Below are 18,633 nucleotides of genomic sequence, written 5' to 3'. Positions count from 1 at the left end.
AGAACCGTAGGAATATCTTAAAAGCAATATTCTCTAAAACAGAGCCTTAAGTTAAAGAAAAATAAACTATGTTAAATATTATTTTGAAATTTAAGTTTAATTTGAGGGAATAGGTGAATTTATGAGTAGATTAGAAAAGGAAAGAAGTGTTTCTTTATTAGAACCTAAAAATAGAGGAGTTTTTACTGTTAATTTCAAGCATCCATTACTGGTGGATAGTAAGAGCAATGTAAAGTCCATTACTAAGAGTTTAGGTGCTGATGTAGGAAAAGATTATCATAAGGCCAAAGAGATAGTTGATGAAATTAAAAGTATTATAAATAACAAGGAGTGTTATGGTGATTTTAATGGGTATTTAAAATGTAAGACAATGTATAGTAAAAAGGCTGTTGATATTATTTTTGATAATACTATTTTTAAAAATGGATTATATGATGATTTTAAAGGAGATATATTAGAAAAGTATATTCCTTTAAAAAGTAGAGGAGAAGATGACAAAAATTTATTATTAAATAAAACATCAGAGTATAAGGAGAAGAAGATTCAATTAATAGGAAGAGGAAATAAATCTATAAAAAGAATATTGTCTCAATACATAGGATCAGTAAAAACAAATTTTTTAGAAGTGAATAGAAGAATTAATATGGAAGGAAGTTTTGAAGCACATGTTTGTAATAAATCAAATGAGCTTGAATTCGTATGTACATTTTTATCAAAAGAAGCCTTAGTATATGAACTTAAAAAGAATCTATATTATTCAATAGAAGCTTTGCTTTTAAGTGAAAAGTTAAATAACAAACATGGCCTTTACTCCAATGATGAGACAAATGAAGAAAGCAAGTTAAGCATATTCAGAAATTTAACTGAAGGAAGACATGGAGAAAATAGTTTTAATCTATTATTTTATGATTTTAAATCAGGAAGTGATTTTGCATATATTAAGGAAGAAACTCATTCACTATATAGTAAAATAACAGAAAAAATTAAAAGCTTAGCTAAGGATTCATGGATAGGATTTTGTAATATTAATAAGAAGGCAAATTTTATTTATGGGGATAATAAGGATGAATTAATAAAGGAAGCTTACTATAAATTTTTAACTAAAGAGGATAAAGAGTTTTCTAAAAGGTTTAATATCTTAATTGAAGATATCCTTAAAGAAGTAGAACATAAGAGAGTTAATATATTAAAGAAGTTTATTGAAGAAGCTAAGAATCTTGGAAAGGGTATAAATTGGACTCTTAAAATTTTAGATAGAGAATCTGGGAAAGAAGTTAATTTTTCTAATAAAGATAGGTTATGTCATAAGAATGAATTATATGATGGAGCTGGATTATGTGATGAAGATAAATTATGTGATGAAGATCAGTTATTTGATGAAGATAGATCATTTAATGAACATGAATTATCATATGTTGAAAAGAATAACTTAAGTTTAAATGATTTAAAGAACATATCTTCTATGGCATCTGTTTATTTTAGTTTATCTTATAGAAAAGATGAAAAAGATTTAAAGGGAAAGTTAGAGAAGAATCTTAGTGATTTAGAATTAATTAATAAAAAGCCAGATAAGCATTTGAGAGAAAAGTTTTTTAGAATTTTGGAGGGCTTTTCAAGTGAGGGTGAGAACTTAAGAGAAATAACATTGAAACCATTAATTAATGGAATAAGAATAAAGGGAAACTTCAAGCCTTTATGGGTCAATGAGGAAGAAAACTTTGAGGATACTATATTATCTTATTATGAAGATGGATTAAATAATGAAAAGAGTATTTCTAATGAGGTAAGAAAAAACATGGTTAACTCCCATAGAATACTTTGGGTTTTAGAAGAAAATGAAAATAGTATATATAATGAAGAAATATTGAAATACTTAATAATAAATGGATATTTAAATAAGAGTAGGCTTTGTTTTATCGAAGATGAAAGCTCAAAAGGTTATTTTGAAAATAGAGAATATAGAAAGTATAGAGAATATATAAAATGTAGAGAAGATAAAGAGGAAAAAGAAGATAAGAAATATAGCGGTTATGATTTTAGTAATTATTATAGAGTGAATGCTGCAATAAGAAAGCTAGATTATCTTTTGAACTCTCTAGGAAAAGAAAGTGGAGTTGGCGATAGTTTTGTTAGGGGAAGAGAAGAATTATATAAGAATAAGTTAATTAATAAAGTGGTTTTACTAAATAGTTTAGACAAGATTATTTTAAATAGAGAGTTTGCTTATAAGGATGAGAAGAGAGCTTCTGAAGATAAAAAGAATATAGAGGATTTAATTAGCCTAGGGGCAGAGAGGGAAGATTCCAATTTAAATAGTGTATTCTTAAGCTTAAAAAAATCCTTTGAGGAAAATAAAATCAATGTTTATGAAACAGTTAGAAATCTTGAGGAATTAATGAGGGAGTTTGAGGAAGAAAAAGAAGCGAGTATTGGGTGTAGTAGCAAGTTTTCTTGTGAATTTAAGTGTAGTAAGCCTTCTTATAAATATGAAAAACTAGTTTACTTGGGATTATACTTAAATAAAACTTTTAGAGAGGACTTTATAAAGCGTATTAACTCATCAAATTGGCAGGAGCTAGAAAGTTTTAATAGTAAAATAGCTTATAACTATAAAGGAAGATCTGAAGGGAATTTATGCCCAGAATATATCCTTGAATGTACTATAAAAGAGAAGTTACTTTCATACTTATTAAATCCTGAATTAGTGAAAGAAAAAATTAATAATGAGGAATTTGAGGAAGCAGTTATGTCTATTATGGAAAGTCTTTCTGGGAAGATTCTAGAAGGAGTTAAAAGGCTTATAGTAGATGATAATTTAGAGAAATGGGAGAAGGGAGTTAATAGTATAGAAGAGAGCTTTATTAGTAGAAGAAAAAGCATAGAGAATATTATAAATGAAAATTTTTATGTTGATTATGAAGTATTAAATGAAGATAAGGTTCTTTCTTTTATGAAGGATATTTTAATTAATAATAAAATTTTTAGGGAGATTAAAGGAGAGATAAAAATTTGATGAAGTTTAAAAATATTACCAATTTAGAAAATATTAACAAATGGTAATCTAAAGGTATTTATTTGCTTTATAAGTAAATAAATACCTTTTGTTGAGATAAAAAAGGTGTTGATAACAAATTAACAAAAAGTTAACAAAAAAATATTTTGTAGAAAAAAGTCATATTGTTTATGGTTATGAAATTGTTTTCTTAAAGTGAATAATGTTTAAAAAAAGTATAAAAAAGTTAAAAATCATAGTAGAAATATAGTATATAGAAAATTAATTAAAAAATATTGATAAATATTTTAATAAATATTTTAATATTATAATAAGTTTCAATAAAAAGGAATACTTTTTTGTTTTTTATAGATTTTAATTTTAAAAAAAGTTTTTAAAAATATAAAAAATGAAAAAAATTAGAAATGCAAGAATTAGTAGCCACTTTATGAATTTTTTATTTTGTTATATTATATTTAGGTGAGATAGTTTGTTGATAAAACAAAAAATAATATTAAAATTAAACTTAAAACAATTTAATAAAGTAGGAGGGTTCATGGAAGAGAATACTATAAGCTTACAAGAGATTGCTTATGCTTTAAAGAAAAGATGGAGATTAATAGCTTTAATAACTATTGGAGCAACCTTAATCTCAGCAATATTAAGTTTTTTTGTTATAAAACCACAATATGAAGCATCAACTAAGCTTTTTATTGGTAAGCAAGAATCACAAGATAATAATGCATACAATAGTAATGATGTAATGATGTATCAACAATTAATGAAGACTTATGCAGAACTTGCCAAGACTTCAGATTTAGTTACTAAGGCTGTAGATAATGCAGGACTAGACTTTAATAGTAAACAAGTTAAAGGCTTACTTGATAATTTACAAGTTGTTCCAAGTGCTGATACACAAATTTTAGATTTAACATATAAGGGAGAAAATCCTGAAGATGTTTTAAAGATTACAGAAGCCATAACTAATGAATTTATTTCTGAATCTAAAAAACTTATTCCTAATGGAAATATTCAAATAATACAAGCACCACAGCTTCCAGAGCATCCAGTTAGTCCAAACAAGAAGCTTAACATACTTATTGCTTTTGTTTTAGGCCTTATGGTTGGGGTAGGAGTAGTACTTTTACTTGAATATTTAGATAATACATTTAAATCAAGGGAAGAGTTAGAAAAGACTTTAGATTTACCTATAATAGGAACAATACCAGATTATAATAATCTTGATGCTTAGGAGGAAAGAGAATGTTAATACTAGAAAGCAATCCTCAGTCAGTAGCTGCTGAGAGTTATAGAACTTTAAGAACAAACATACAATATTCATCTTTTGATAATCCTGTTAAGTCAATTGTTATGACTAGTTCAGAGCCAGGGGAAGGAAAATCAACTACAAGTGCTAACTTAGCTCTTTCTTTTGCTCAAGATGGAAAGAGAGTAATACTTATAGATTGCGATTTAAGAAAACCTGTTGTACATAAAGAGTTTGGAATAAGTAATTCTGTGGGATTATCAGAGTTTTTAATTGGTATGACCGAATTTGGTAAGGTTGTTTATAAGCATGAATCAGGACTTCATGTATTACCATCTGGGACAATCCCTCCAAATCCAGCTGAGATGCTTGCTTCTAAAGCGATGGAGCATTTATTAGAACAATTAAAAGAAAAATATGATTACATAATATTAGATATGCCACCAGTGAATGCTGTAACAGATTCAAAAATACTTTCAACAAAGGTTGATGGAACAATATTAGTTGTAAAGTATGGTTATACAAAAAAAGATGCTGTTGTTGAAGCAGTAAAAGGATTAAAAGCAGTTAAGGCTAATATAATAGGAACAGTATTTAATGGAGAAGAATCTCAAAGAGGAAAATACTATCATTATTATAAAAAAGATTAATATTTAAACATAAGCAGTCTAACACTCACTAAAGTAGGAGTGTTAGGTTGTTATTTATGATATGAAAAATTAATGTGCAAAAGAAAACGTGTTTAGGTTAAAAATAAAATATGTTAGGGGGATAGAGTTAAATGTATGAATCTTTAGAGAAAATTTCAGATGAAGATAAAGAACAATTATCAGATCATGGAAAAAAGAATTATTTATTCTGTAAAAGATTAATTGATATTTTGGGTTCAGGAATCGGATTAATAATATTAAGTCCTTTATTTTTAATCGTAGCAATAGCTATAAAAATTGAGGATAGAAAAGGAACTGTTTGGTTTTCTCAAAAAAGGGTAGGCCAGTATGGTGAAGAATTTAATATGTATAAGTTTAGATCAATGGTTAGTAATGCAGAAGAATTAAAAGCTAAACTTATGGAGCGAAATGAAATGTCTGGACCAATGTTTAAAATGAAAAATGATCCTAGAATAACTAAAGTTGGAAGATTCATAAGAAAAACTAGTATAGATGAGTTACCTCAACTCATAAATGTTTTAAAGGGAGAAATGAGCTTAGTTGGTCCTAGACCAAGCCTTCAAAAGGAAGTATCTCAGTTTGAACCATGGATGAGAGAAAGACTAGAGGTTAAACCTGGTTTAACATGTTATTGGCAAGTAATGGGGAGAAATGATATAGATTTTAATGATTGGATGAAGCTTGATGTTAAGTATGTTCATGATAGAAATCTATGGTTAGATTTAAAGTTAATTTTTAAAACATTTTTTGTGCTTTTTGGAGATAAAAGTGCAAGTTAGATAAAAGGGGATGAAAGTATATGTTATGTGCATTAATAATGGCTGGAGGGAAGGGGACAAGATTTTGGCCTTTATCAACAGAGGAAAAACCAAAACAATTTTTAAAACTTATAGGCGATAAAACCATGATACAAATGACTATAGATAGGGTGAAACCTATAATTCCCATAGAAAGAATATTTGTTTGTACTGGTGAAAGATATATAGATTTAGTAAAAGAACAGCTTCCAGAATTACCAGAAAAGAATATTATAGTGGAACCTGAAGGAAGAAATACAGCACCATGTATAGCTTTATCTGCATTAGTTATAAAGAGATATTATAAAAATGCAACAATGGTAGTTTTACCTTCAGATCATTTAATAAGTAATGAAGGTAGGTTTAGAGAAATACTTTTAGATGGAGAAGAATATTTAAAAGAACATAAAAGTGCAATTCTTACATTAGGAATGACTCCAAGTAGAGCGGAAACTGGTTATGGATATATTAAATTTACTGAAGAACAAAACTTAGTGAATAATAGTGAAGTAATAAAAGTTGAAAAATTTGTTGAGAAACCTGATAAAGAAAAAGCTGAGGAATATTTATTAGATGGTTCATATCTTTGGAATGGAGGAATGTTCCTATGGACTGTTGATAACATAATTAATAGAGTAAAAGAGCATATACCAAATACATATGAAGCGTTAAAAGGAATTGAAGAGATTAGTGAGGAAAATCTTCAAGAACTTATAAATAATAACTATAAAAATACTGATTCAATTTCAGTTGACTATGCAATTTTGGAAAATGCAGATGAGATAAGAGTTATTCCAAGTGATATAGGATGGGATGATATTGGAACTTGGAGATCTGTAGAAAGGTACAGAAAAAAAGATTTAAATAATAATATAGTAAATGAAAATGTAAGGGTAATAGAGTCAAAATCAAATATGGCTATTAATAAAGAAAAGAAAGTTGTTATGATTGGTGTGGAAGATATCATGACAGTTGAAACAGATGACGCTATATTTATTGTAAAAAAAGATTATATGGATAATCTTAGAGATTATAAAGAAGTATTATAAAAAATAATGATGAAAGTGTTGATGATATGAGTAGAATGAATTTTCTTAATATAGAAGTTGATAATCTAACTATGGACGAAGCACTAGATAGAGCTGAAAAACTAATTTTAAATAAAAAGCCAAGTTATGTTGTTACACCAAATGTTGATCATATAGTTAAATTAGAGACCGATAAGGACTTTCAAGATGTATATAGAAATGCAGATTTGATTTTGACAGATGGAATGCCATTAATATGGATATCAAAAATAAAAGGGAATCCAATAAAGGAGAAAATTTCAGGATCAGATTTTTTTCCAAAACTTTGTGAAAGAGCTGCTGAAAAAGAGTATAGTTTATTTTTATTAGGCGCGGCAGAAGGCGTTGCAGCTAAAGCAGCTGAAAATTTAAAAGAAAAGTATAAAGGGCTTAATATAGTAGGAACGTATTCACCAAGCTATGGATTTGAAGAAAAAGAGGATGAAATAAAAAAAATAATTAAAGTTATTAACAATGTAAGACCAGATATATTAGCAGTTGGACTTGGCGCTCCAAAACAAGAAAAGTTTTTGTATAAATATAGAAATCAACTTAATGTACCAATTTCATTAGCAATAGGGGCTAGCATAGATTTTGAAGCTGGAAATGTAAAAAGAGCTCCTAAAATTATGCAAAATATGGGGCTTGAATGGTTCTATAGATTATGCAAGGAGCCTAAAAGGATGTTTAAAAGATATATAATTGATGATTTTAAAATATTTAAAATTTTTATTAAATATTAAAGATTTGGAGATATAAATGAAGAAAAATATTTTATTTATAAGTACATTATTACCTTATCCATTAAATAATGGTGGAAAAATAAAAACATATAATACATTGAAAATACTATCCGAAAGTTATGATATAGATTTAATTTGCTATTATGAAAATGAAAATGAATTGAAGTATATCGAAAATTTAAAAGAAGTAGCAAAAAATATTGATGTTTTCAAATCAAAAATAACAACTAATGATAATAAAAAATATATGTGTAAGTTAGCTTTAAAAAGTTTATTTACAAGTTTACCGTTAACAGTACTTAAATTTTTTAGTGGAAATTTTTCACAGTTAATACATAAAAAAATAGAAGAAAATAAATATGAGAAATTATATATAGATCATTTACAAATTTCTATTAATATAAAAAATTTTAATTTAAAAAATTTAGATTACATATTAGATGAGCATAACTGCGAGTATTTAATAATGAAAAGAAAAGCTAAAGAAGAAAAGAATATATTTAAAAAAATATTTTTTGGATTAGAATATTTAAAGCTTAAAAATTATGAGAAGAATATTGGAGATAAAGTTAATAAGATCATAGCTTTATCAGAAAATGATAAAAAAGAGTTAGATAACATCGGAATTAAGATGAATAAAATAAAGGTGATACCGATAGCTTTCTCTACAGACTACATAAAAGAAAATTTGAATGAAAAAAAAGAATGTTTAAACATATTATTTTTAGGAACAATGAGCTGGATGCCTAATTATGAAGGTGTGCTATGGTTTTTAAAAAATGTTATTCCTATTTTAAGAGAAGAAAAAATGAATTTTAAATTTTATATAGTAGGAAAAGGTGCAAGTGATGAAATAAATCAATATGATAATGGAAAAGATATTGAAATTTTAGGTTTTGTAGAGGATTTAAATCAATATTTTGATTTATGCGATTGTATGATAGTGCCAATATTTTTTGGAAGTGGCCTTAGAGTAAAAATAATAGAAGCTTTTGCTAAAAAAATGCCTGTAATATCAACAACTATAGGAGCTGAAGGGTTAAATATAGAAAATAAAAAAAATATATTAATAGCAGATTCTTCTAAAGAATTTTTAAGTTCATTAAAAGATATAAATAATCCTAAAATTAGAGAAAAGTTGGCTAGAAATGGAAGAATAGTTTTTGAAAATGAGTATTCTTTTGAAGCTATAAAAAATAAAATTTTAAAATTTCTAAAAAAGGGAGAATAATATGAATAAAATATCTTTAGTAATGGCTACTGTAGGAAGAGTCCATGAAGTTGAAGCATTTATTAATACTTTAGAAAAACAGAAATTCTCTAATTACGAACTTATAATTGTAGATCAAAATACTCATTATTTATTGGAAGAAATTTATGAAAAATATAAAGATAAAATAAAAATTAAGTATATTAGAAGTGAGAAAAAAGGTTTATCCTTAAATAGAAATATAGGAATAAAATATGTAACTGGGAATATAATAGCTTTTCCAGATGATGATTGTGAATATGATGAAGATACTTTACTAAATGTAGATCAATACTTTAATAATAATGATAAAGAAATATATTGCTGCAAAGTAGTTGATAAGAATACCGGAGCAAAATTTGGCAAAACAAGTGATTTAAATGAAATGTTAGCATTTAATAATATAATGAAAAATTGTGTTAGTATATCTATATTTATTAAATTTAAAAATATAGAACACATTAAATTTGATGAGAAGTTAGGTGCTGGGACTTACTTTGGTAGTGGAGAAGAAAGTGATTTGATTTTTAAGTTGCTTCATTATGATTATAAAGGAGATTATTTTTCTGATAAAGTTGTTTTTCATCCAGCTCGAAATGATGATAACCCAAGTATTGAAAATAATAATAAAGATAGTTTAGGTTTAGGTGCTTTAATGAAAAAAGAAATATATTATAGAAAGAATTATAAGTTAATTATATTTTTCATAAGTAGATTATTTAGACCAGCAGTAGGATGTATTATAAAACCTAAAAAGTCAAAATTTTACATGGAATCAATAAAGTATAGAGTAAAGGGATATTTAGAATATGAACAAAGAGAATAAAATAAATATAATTACTGCAACCTATAATAGGGGAAAGTATTTAAAAAATATTTATAAAAGTATATGTGAACAAAAATATAGTAATATACAATGGGTTATTGTTGATGATGGTAGTAAAGACAACACAGAAGAAGTAGTAAATAAATATATATCAGAAGGTATTATAGCTATAAAATATATAAAAAAAGAAAATGGTGGTAAACATACTGCTTTGAATATAGCAATTGATAAAGTTGAAGAGGGATTGGTATTTATAGTAGATTCTGATGATATTTTATCAAAAAATAGTTTGGAAAAAATAAATACATTATGGAGTAATATTAATAAAAAAGAATATAATTATAACATTATTGGCATTGGAGGCTTAAAGGGATATATAAATAATAATGTTATAATTGGTGATAAAATACCGTGTGATAATTTTTTAGATGATACGTTATTAGGCTTAACATATAATTATAAAGTTTTAGGAGATAAATCTATAATTTTTGATTACGAAGTTCTTAAGAATTATAGGTTTCCAGAATTCAAAGGAGAAAAGTTTCTTACAGAAGCTGTAGTATATAATAGAATAATGAATGAAAAAAATAAGTTAAGATGGGTAAATGAAATATTTACATTATGTGAGTATTTAGATGATGGATTAACTAAAAAATATGATGAAATAATGAGTGAAAATTGGAATGGAACCAAATTATATTTTGAAGAGTTATTGAATTTAAATATAGGTAATGATAATAAGAGAGAGATTATAAAAAATTATTTAAGATATGGTTATGTAAATAATGAATTTAATTCTATAACTAAAAAATATAAACTTAAAGGAATTCCTAAATTAAATGCTTTAAAAGAAGGAATAATTTTATCAAATAAAATAAAAGTTAAAAAGCTTTTAAGGAGAAAATAATGAAAAGATTAAAAAGTCATAGTTATATAATATTAATTTTTATATTTTCTTTTATAATAATTGACTTTTTTAGAAGATTTATTATATGTAATTTTTTAAAAATAGATAGTAATCTAATTGGATATGTAAACTATGTTGTTTACATACTATTGTTTTTTACAATTTTATTTAAGTTAAAATATAAAATGTATGAATTAAAAGTATTATATGGATTTATTTTTATACAAATATTGTTTTTTATAAATTTTAGGGTTAATGGATATGGAATTGATAGATATTTTTATGAAGAAGTATTTGTATTGTTGCCATTACTTTTAATTGGAATAAAGTTAAATAAGTTTGATTTTAAGAAGGTATATTTTTTAGTTCTTAAATTAATTAATATTCTAGTTGGAATTCTAGTTTTTTTAGGAGTCATTGATTTTATAACTAATTCTGGAGTACAGAAGTTTTTAGCATCTCATAATTACTTTGAAAGTTTATTAAATAGTGACTTACTTATGCAAAGTGGAGTATATAGATATTATTCTTTTTATGGGCATCCACTGAGAGTTGCTCAAATGATTATATTATTTTATATATTAAATGCTATAGCATATCAATATTTAAATAAAAAAATAAATATGTTTATTATATCTATAGTTAGTATAGTAGGAGTTATTATTACTAGTAGTAAGGCTGGAATAATAATATTACTAGCTTTATTAATAATAAATTTTAATATATATAAAAGTATAATTGGTAAAATATGTATTAATACTTTTTTAGTAATAACTGTGGTATCAGTAGCACTTAGCAAAGTATTTAGGGAAATTGTTTTAGCAAGATTAGTTAATATAGATTTTTCTTCAGGAAGAAATGAAGTTTTTGACTATATAAAAATGGGATATTTGCCTAAACCAACTTTTTTAGGAAAAGGTGTTGATTATAGCGGATATTTATTAAATATAATGAATACTAGTATTTCAAGTTTTGAATATCCATTTTTAATATTTTCATATGAGTGCGGAATAATAATAACCATAGTAATGTATGCTCTATTTCTGTACCCAGCAATAAAGTTGTTTTTAAAAAAACATTTCAAAATATTTATATACTTTATAGCTTTGACAGGAATAATAAATATTTATAATGGAATATCTGTAATGGGAGATTATATGATTCAATACTGCTTCATAATAATGTTATTCAATAATTTAAATAACTATTTGGGGGAGAAGAATGAAGAAAAAAATATTATTCGTGATTGATAATTTAAATGGTGGAGGAGCTGAAAAAACATTAGTAACTTTGCTAAATAATTTTGACTTTAACCAATATGAATTGACTTTATTTTTATTTTCAAAAGAGGGAGTTTATTTAGAGGAGCTTAATAGCAATATAAAATTAAAATATTTATTTAATTTAAAATATTCTAAGAGTAAAACAATTATAAATAAAATAAGACGAAAAATATTTTTCTTATTAGCTTCTAAGTCATTATTAACAAATACAATAAAAAATAAAATAATTTCAATTATAGGAGAAGATTATGATACTTATATAGCATTCATGGAGGGACTATCAACTAAGATAGTTGACATTATAGGAGATAATGAGAAAAAGAAAATTGCTTGGGTGCATACAGATGTAAGTAAATACAATTGGTATACAAAATATTATAAGTCATATGATGAAGAAAAAAAATGTTATTTAAATTTTGAAAAGATAGTATGTGTTTCACAGGATGCTCTTAAAGGATTTGAAAACAGATATTTTAAAGATAAAAATAAATTAACAGTAATATATAATGTTCTAGATAAAGATAAGATTTTTAAAAAAGGAAATGAAAAAATTATCTTAGAAGGGGATTTTAAAATTTCTAATATAGGAAGGTTAGAAGAAGAAAAAGGACAAGATGTATTAATAAGAGCATTTACTAAAAGTAATTTAAATAAAGAAAATAATTATTTATACATAATTGGAGAGGGAAGCAAAAAGAAATACTTAAAAAACTTATGTGAAGAATTAAAAGTCAATAAAAAAGTTAGATTTCTTGGTTTTAAAGATAATCCATATAAATATATTAAAAATTCAGATGTTGTGGTTTCAGCTTCTAGAAATGAAGGCTTCTCGTTAGTTGTTGCTGAGGCAATAATATTGGGGAAGATGGTTGTATCAACAAATTGTTCGGGACCAATTGAAATTTTAGAAAATGGAAAATTTGGTGTGATAGTTAATGATGAAAATGAATTAGTTAATATATTAAATGAGATAGATACTAATAGAAGATTAATAAGTAAATATGAAGCATTAGCTAAAGAGAGAAGTAGTATTTTTGATTTAAATAATACTCTAGAGAAAATATATAATATACTATAATGGAGAATAAAATGAAAAATAATAAAGTTATAAAATCGGTAACATTATTGACAGCTTTAAGTTTGTTTTCAAAACTTTTAGGTTTTCTTAGAGATATATTAATGGCTAGTAATTATGGTACAAGTTATCAAGCCGATGCATATAATATGGCTATTACTATTCCTAACATAGTCTTTGGAATAGTAGGGGTTGGAATAACTACCACTTTTATTCCTATATTTTCTGAGATATTAATGAAGAAAAATAAAGATGAAATGTTTGAGTTTGCTAATAACATAATGACTTTAGTATCAGCATTAACTATTTTTTTAGGCGTTATTTCTTTTGCTTTTTCAGATGAAATTGTGAGAATAATAGCTCCAAATTTTACGGGAGAAAGATATTTACTTACAGTAACCTTAACCAAAGTTAGTATAATCAATATTTTCTTTATGGGTATTGTTGCAGGATTCAATGCTATATTACAAACATTAGATGATTTTAGAGCAACTGCATACATGTCTATTATCATTAATATACCAATAATAATATACTTGTTATTAGGAAATACTTTTGGTGTGCTAGGACTAACAATAATAACTGTTTTAGGTAATGCATTGCAAATAGCTATACAGATACCATATTTAATAAAATATAAATATAAATTTAAGCTTAATTTTAATATTAAAAATGAATATATAGGAAAGATAATAAAATTATTAATTCCAGTAATAATAGGAAGTGGAGTGGCGCAAATTAATGATGTAGTAGATAAGATGTTAGGATCATATCTACCAACAGGTAGCATAACAGCATTAAATTTAGCACAGAGGTTGAATTCAATAATACATACTGTTTTTATAACTGCTATAGTAACAGTAATATTCCCTATAATGGCTAGTTATGTTAATGATAATTTAGAAAAATTTAAAGGTTTGATTTCAAAATCAATAATAATAATAATAATTGTTATGTTACCAGCAATACTTCTTATTGTTATTTTAAATAAAGAAATAATAACTTTGATTTTTGAAAGAGGAGAATTTGATGCAAATTCTGTTAATATGACAGCAACAGCATTAATGTTTTACTCAATAGGAACAATATTTTATGGGCTACGGGATGTACTAAGCCGTGCGTTTTATTCATTACAAGATTCTGTTATACCAATGAAAAATGGAATAATAGGAGTTTTAACCAATATAATTTCAAATATTATGCTTATAAGAATTTTAGGAATAGGTGGACTTGCCTTGGGTACAACTATTTCTGCAATAGTAACAACTGGACTTATGTTAAAAGATATGAGAAAAAAAATTGGTAAGTTTATGAATAAGGAGTTTTATAAGAATTTAATTAAAGTTATATTCTCATCAACTATAATGGTTATAGAATTAATAATTCTTTTAGAATGTGGTATAAGTAATTTATTTATTTTATGTCCAATAGCTATTTTAACATATTTAATTTTAGTATATATATTAAAAGTTGAAGAGGTATTTTTCATAAAAGAAATTGTTTTAGAAAAAATAAGAAAAAAATAAAAATTTATGTTTTTATAAATTAAGTTTCTGCTATAAATTTTTTTGTAGTAGAAATTTTTCTTTATCTTTTTAAAGATTTACAGTTACGTTAAGAACTAGTTCTTATATTATTTTTGAATAGGAGTGATCAATTAGAATGAAGATATTATTAACTGGTGGAATTGGTTATATAGGAAGCCATACAATAATAGAACTATTAAAAGATGAAAATAATTCTGTTGTTGTTATTGATAACTTAATAAATAGTAGAAAAGAAGTTAAGGATATAGTTGAAGATATAACAGGTAAAAAAATAAAATTCTATGAAGGTGACTTAGTCAATTTTGAAGACATAGATAATATTTTTGAAAATGAAAAAATAGATGCTGTTATACACTTTGCTTCTCTTAAAGCAGTCGGAGAATCAGTTGAAAAACCCTTAGAATATTATAATAACAATATTATTGGAACCTTAAATCTTTTAACAAGTATGAGAAATCACAATGTTAAGAAGTTTATATTTAGTTCTTCAGCTACCGTTTATGGAGAAAGTGAAATCGTGCCTGTACATGAAGGACTTCAATCAGGTTTTGCAACAAATCCTTATGGTAGATGTAAGACAATGACAGAGGATATGTTAAGAGATATATATGTATCAGATAATTCATGGGATATTGTTCTTCTTAGATATTTTAATCCAGTTGGAGCTCATGAAAGTGGGTTAATTGGTGAGTTACCTAATGGAATACCAAATAATCTTATGCCTTATGTTTCAAAAGTAGCTGATGGAGAGTTAGACTATGTAAGAGTATTTGGAAATGACTATAACACTCCAGATGGAACTGGAATAAGAGATTATATACATGTTGTTGATTTAGCCAAAGGACATGTAGCTGCTATGAAAAAGTTAGAGGATGGTTCAGGAGTTAGTACATATAACTTAGGAACTGGACAAGGATATTCTGTATTAGAAATAATTGAAGCTTTTTCAAAGGCATCAGAAAAAGAAATACCTTATAAAATAGTTGAAAGAAGATCAGGAGATATTGCTATTAGCTTTGCTGATCCATCAAAAGCTGAAGAGGAGCTTGGATGGAAAGCAGAGAAAAACTTAGAAGATATGTGTAAAGACTTTTGGAAATGGCAATGTGTAGGAATGAAAAATTTAAAATAGCACAAGCATAAAAATTTTACTTGGAGGATTAAAGATGAATCATTTAGAAAGACTAAAAATGTGGATAGAATCAGCTAAGGTTTCAAAAAAAATAAAATAAGAATTAAAGAATTTAACAGATACAATAGAAATTGAGGATAGATTCTACAAAGATTTAGAATTTGGTACTGGTGGATTAAGAGGAGTTATTGGGGCTGGTAATAATAGAATGAATATATACACTGTATAAAAGGCTACTCAGGGATATTCACAATATTTAAAAAAACACTTTGAAAATCCATCTATAGCTATTGCTTATGACTCAAGAAACATGTCAAAGGAGTTTGCAAAGGCAACAGCATTAACTTTTGCTGCTAATAATATAAAGGTTTTCTTATTTGAAGATTTAAGACCAATTCCAGAACTTTCATTTACAGTGAGAGAGCTTAAATGTTCAGGAGGAATAGTTATAACAGCTTCTCATAACCCAAAACAATATAATGGATATAAAGTTTATGGAGCTGATGGAGGACAAATAACTGACGAAACAGCTAAAGAAATTATAAGATATATTGATTCTTTACATATATTTGAACATGTTAAAACTATGTCTGAGAAAGAAGCATTAGATAAAGGGTTATTAACTTATATTGGAGAAAATGTGGACAAAGTCTACATTAAAAATGTTAAATCTTTATTTATAAGAAAAAGCTTAGTTCAAGAAAAGGCTAAGGAGTTAAAAATAATATATACTCCGATTCATGGTTCAGGTAATAAACCGGTTAGAAGAGTTTTACATGAACTTGGATTTGAAAATTTAAAAGTTGTTAAAGAACAGGAAAAGCCAGATGGAAACTTTCCAACAGCATCATATCCAAATCCAGAGGATAAATCAGTATTTAAATTAGCTTTAGAAATGGCTAAAACTGAAAATCCAGATATAATTTTTGGAACTGACCCAGACTGCGATAGAATAGGGGTTGTTGTTAAGGATAATTCAGGAGAATATAAAGTTTTAACAGTAAACCAAACAGGAATGCTTTTAGCAGATTATATATTAAAATCACTAAAAGATGAAGAAAAATTGTCTTCAAAGGGAGCTATTATAAAAACAATAGTTACTACAGAAGGCGTTAAAAATATAGCGGACTTTTATGGTGTAGAGCTTATAAATACACTAACTGGATTCAAATATATTGGTGAAAAAATAGGAGAGTTTGAAAAAACTAAGAGTAATGATTTCATCTTTGGTTTAGAAGAAAGCTATGGATATTTAGCAGGAAATTTTGTAAGAGATAAGGATGCAGTTATAGCTTCAACTTTAATTGCTGAGATGGCGTTATATTATAAAGAAAATGTACTAACTCTTTACGAAGCTTTAATAGAGTTATATGAAAAGTTTGGATATACGCAAGAAAAACTTATATCTATAGAATTAGCAGGAAAAGAAGGACAAGAAAAGATAGCTAAATGTATAGATTCTTTAAGAAATAATCCTGTTAAAGAGGTTTTGGGAGTTAAGGTTAAAACTTCATTTGATTATAAATTAAGTAAAGAAATAGATAACGATACTATGGAAGAAAGAGAAATTAATCTTCCAAAATCTAATGTTTTAAAATATATACTAGAAGATAATTCATGGTTTGTTATTAGACCATCAGGAACAGAGCCGAAAATGAAGATTTATTTAGCTATAGAAGCTAAAACTCTAAAAGAATCAAATGAAAAAATAGAGAAATTTGAAAAAGCCGTAATGGACATTGTAAATAAAGAACTTTAATTTTATATTTAAATTTAAGAAAATTAGATATTATTCATATAATATAAAGACATAGCAAGTTCTAACTCCTCTGAATTTGCTATGTTATTTTTTTGAAAAATATTGCATATAAATTTAATATTGTTTTATTTTATATATAATAAGATGATAAAAAAATATAATATAACTTTCTTATGAATAAAAGTTATACTAATATCAACTTTTTATTTTTTAGATATTGTTAATTTGTAAGAGTTAATTATTTTATGATATAATTTTAGATGTAATTTTTTGGTGAGGGAGAAGTTTTAATGAATATATTATTAACTGGCGGAATTGGCTATATAGGAAGCCATACGATAATAGAATTATTAGGGGATGAGAATAATTCTGTTGTTGTTATTGACAACTTAATAAATAGTAGAAAAGAAGTTAAAGATATAGTTGAAGATATAACAGGTAAAAAAATAAAATTCTATGAAGGTGACTTAGTCAATTTTGAAGACATAGACACTATTTTTGAAAATGAAAAAATAGATGCTGTTATACACTTTGCTTCTCTTAAAGCAGTCGGAGAATCAGTTGAAAAACCTTTAGAATATTATAATAACAATATTATTGGAACTTTAAATCTTTTAACAAGTATGAGAAATCATAATGTTAAGAAGTTTATATTTAGTTCTTCAGCTACCGTTTATGGAGAAAGTGAAATTGTGCCTGTACATGAAGGACTTCAATCAGGATTTGCAACAAATCCTTATGGTAGATGTAAGACAATGACAGAGGATATTTTAAGAGATATATATGTATCAGATAATTCATGGGATATTGTACTTCTTAGATATTTTAATCCAGTTGGAGCTCATGAGAGTGGGTTAATTGGTGAGTTACCTAATGGAATACCAAATAATCTTATGCCTTATGTTTCAAAAGTAGCTGATGGTGAGTTAGATTATGTAAGAGTATTTGGAAATGACTACAACACTCCAGATGGAACTGGAGTAAGAGATTATATACATGTTGTTGATTTAGCAAAAGGACATGTAGCTGCCATGAAAAAGTTAGAGGATGGTTCAGGAGTTAGTACATATAACTTAGGAACTGGACAAGGATATTCTGTATTAGAAATAATTGAGGCTTTTTCAAAGGCATCAGGTAAGGAAATACCTTATAAAATAGTTGAAAGAAGAGCAGGAGATATTGCCACTAGCTTTGCAGATCCATCAAAAGCTGAGAAAGAGCTTGGATGGAAAGCAGAGAAAAACTTAGAAGATATGTGTAAAGATTTTTGGAAGTGGCAATGTGTTGGAATGAAAAATTTCAGATAGAATTAATCATA

General features: G+C 25.9%; 14 protein-coding genes and 1 pseudogene. All 15 read left to right on the top strand.

What is annotated here, in order from left to right; translation table 11 throughout:
* Positions 1-121: 121 nt before the first annotated feature.
* The 15 genes and pseudogenes from OIF33_RS11655 (at position 122) to galE (OIF33_RS11585) (ending at position 18,622) form a co-directional block, all read left to right on the top strand.
* Entirely contained in the window at positions 122-3,013 is a 2,892-nt protein-coding gene (locus OIF33_RS11655) for a hypothetical protein (RefSeq protein ID WP_322504429.1), read from the top strand.
* Between the two features lie 535 nt (positions 3,014-3,548).
* The gene (locus OIF33_RS11650; protein ID WP_322504428.1) at positions 3,549-4,244 is read left to right on the top strand and encodes a YveK family protein; all 696 of its coding nucleotides are present in this window, start codon (positions 3,549-3,551) and stop codon (positions 4,242-4,244) included.
* Between the two features lie 11 nt (positions 4,245-4,255).
* Positions 4,256-4,909, top strand: a complete 654-nt coding sequence (locus tag OIF33_RS11645) for a CpsD/CapB family tyrosine-protein kinase (protein WP_322504427.1) — start codon at positions 4,256-4,258, stop codon at positions 4,907-4,909.
* Positions 4,910-5,040: 131 nt separating this feature from the next.
* Positions 5,041-5,709, top strand: a complete 669-nt coding sequence (locus OIF33_RS11640) for a sugar transferase (RefSeq protein WP_322504426.1) — start codon at positions 5,041-5,043, stop codon at positions 5,707-5,709.
* Between the two features lie 20 nt (positions 5,710-5,729).
* A complete protein-coding gene (locus OIF33_RS11635; protein ID WP_322504425.1) occupies positions 5,730-6,776 on the top strand; it encodes a mannose-1-phosphate guanylyltransferase in 1,047 nt (348 codons plus the stop codon).
* Positions 6,777-6,802: 26 nt separating this feature from the next.
* The gene (locus tag OIF33_RS11630; RefSeq protein ID WP_322504424.1) at positions 6,803-7,537 is read left to right on the top strand and encodes a WecB/TagA/CpsF family glycosyltransferase; all 735 of its coding nucleotides are present in this window, start codon (positions 6,803-6,805) and stop codon (positions 7,535-7,537) included.
* Positions 7,538-7,553: 16 nt separating this feature from the next.
* The gene (locus tag OIF33_RS11625) at positions 7,554-8,768 is read left to right on the top strand and encodes a glycosyltransferase family 4 protein (protein WP_322504423.1); all 1,215 of its coding nucleotides are present in this window, start codon (positions 7,554-7,556) and stop codon (positions 8,766-8,768) included.
* A 1-nt stretch (position 8,769) separates the two neighbouring features.
* Entirely contained in the window at positions 8,770-9,612 is an 843-nt protein-coding gene (locus tag OIF33_RS11620; protein ID WP_322504422.1) for a glycosyltransferase family 2 protein, read from the top strand.
* A complete protein-coding gene (locus OIF33_RS11615) occupies positions 9,596-10,519 on the top strand; it encodes a glycosyltransferase family A protein (protein ID WP_322504421.1) in 924 nt (307 codons plus the stop codon). The genes OIF33_RS11620 and OIF33_RS11615 overlap by 17 nt, the downstream gene beginning before the upstream one ends.
* Positions 10,519-11,769, top strand: coding sequence for a hypothetical protein (locus OIF33_RS11610; protein ID WP_322504420.1), 1,251 nt, complete (start codon positions 10,519-10,521; stop codon positions 11,767-11,769). The genes OIF33_RS11615 and OIF33_RS11610 overlap by 1 nt, the downstream gene beginning before the upstream one ends.
* On the top strand, positions 11,741-12,880 hold the full coding sequence (locus OIF33_RS11605; RefSeq protein ID WP_322504419.1) for a glycosyltransferase: 1,140 nt from the start codon (positions 11,741-11,743) through the stop codon (positions 12,878-12,880). The genes OIF33_RS11610 and OIF33_RS11605 overlap by 29 nt, the downstream gene beginning before the upstream one ends.
* An 11-nt stretch (positions 12,881-12,891) precedes the next feature.
* Positions 12,892-14,403: a murein biosynthesis integral membrane protein MurJ gene (murJ, locus tag OIF33_RS11600; protein WP_322504418.1), complete on the top strand. Its 1,512-nt coding sequence runs from the start codon at positions 12,892-12,894 to the stop codon at positions 14,401-14,403.
* A gap of 136 nt (positions 14,404-14,539) precedes the next feature.
* The gene (galE, locus tag OIF33_RS11595; RefSeq protein ID WP_322504417.1) at positions 14,540-15,556 is read left to right on the top strand and encodes a UDP-glucose 4-epimerase GalE; all 1,017 of its coding nucleotides are present in this window, start codon (positions 14,540-14,542) and stop codon (positions 15,554-15,556) included.
* Positions 15,557-15,590: 34 nt separating this feature from the next.
* A pseudogene (locus OIF33_RS11590) lies at positions 15,591-17,315 on the top strand (phospho-sugar mutase).
* A gap of 290 nt (positions 17,316-17,605) precedes the next feature.
* Positions 17,606-18,622: a UDP-glucose 4-epimerase GalE gene (gene galE, locus OIF33_RS11585; RefSeq protein ID WP_322504416.1), complete on the top strand. Its 1,017-nt coding sequence runs from the start codon at positions 17,606-17,608 to the stop codon at positions 18,620-18,622.
* Positions 18,623-18,633: the final 11 nt, after the last annotated feature.

Source organism: Clostridium sp. LIBA-8841 (assembly GCF_034439435.1).
Classification (GTDB): Bacteria; Bacillota; Clostridia; order Clostridiales; family Clostridiaceae; genus Sarcina.
This window is presented reverse-complemented; position numbering and strand designations above follow the sequence as displayed.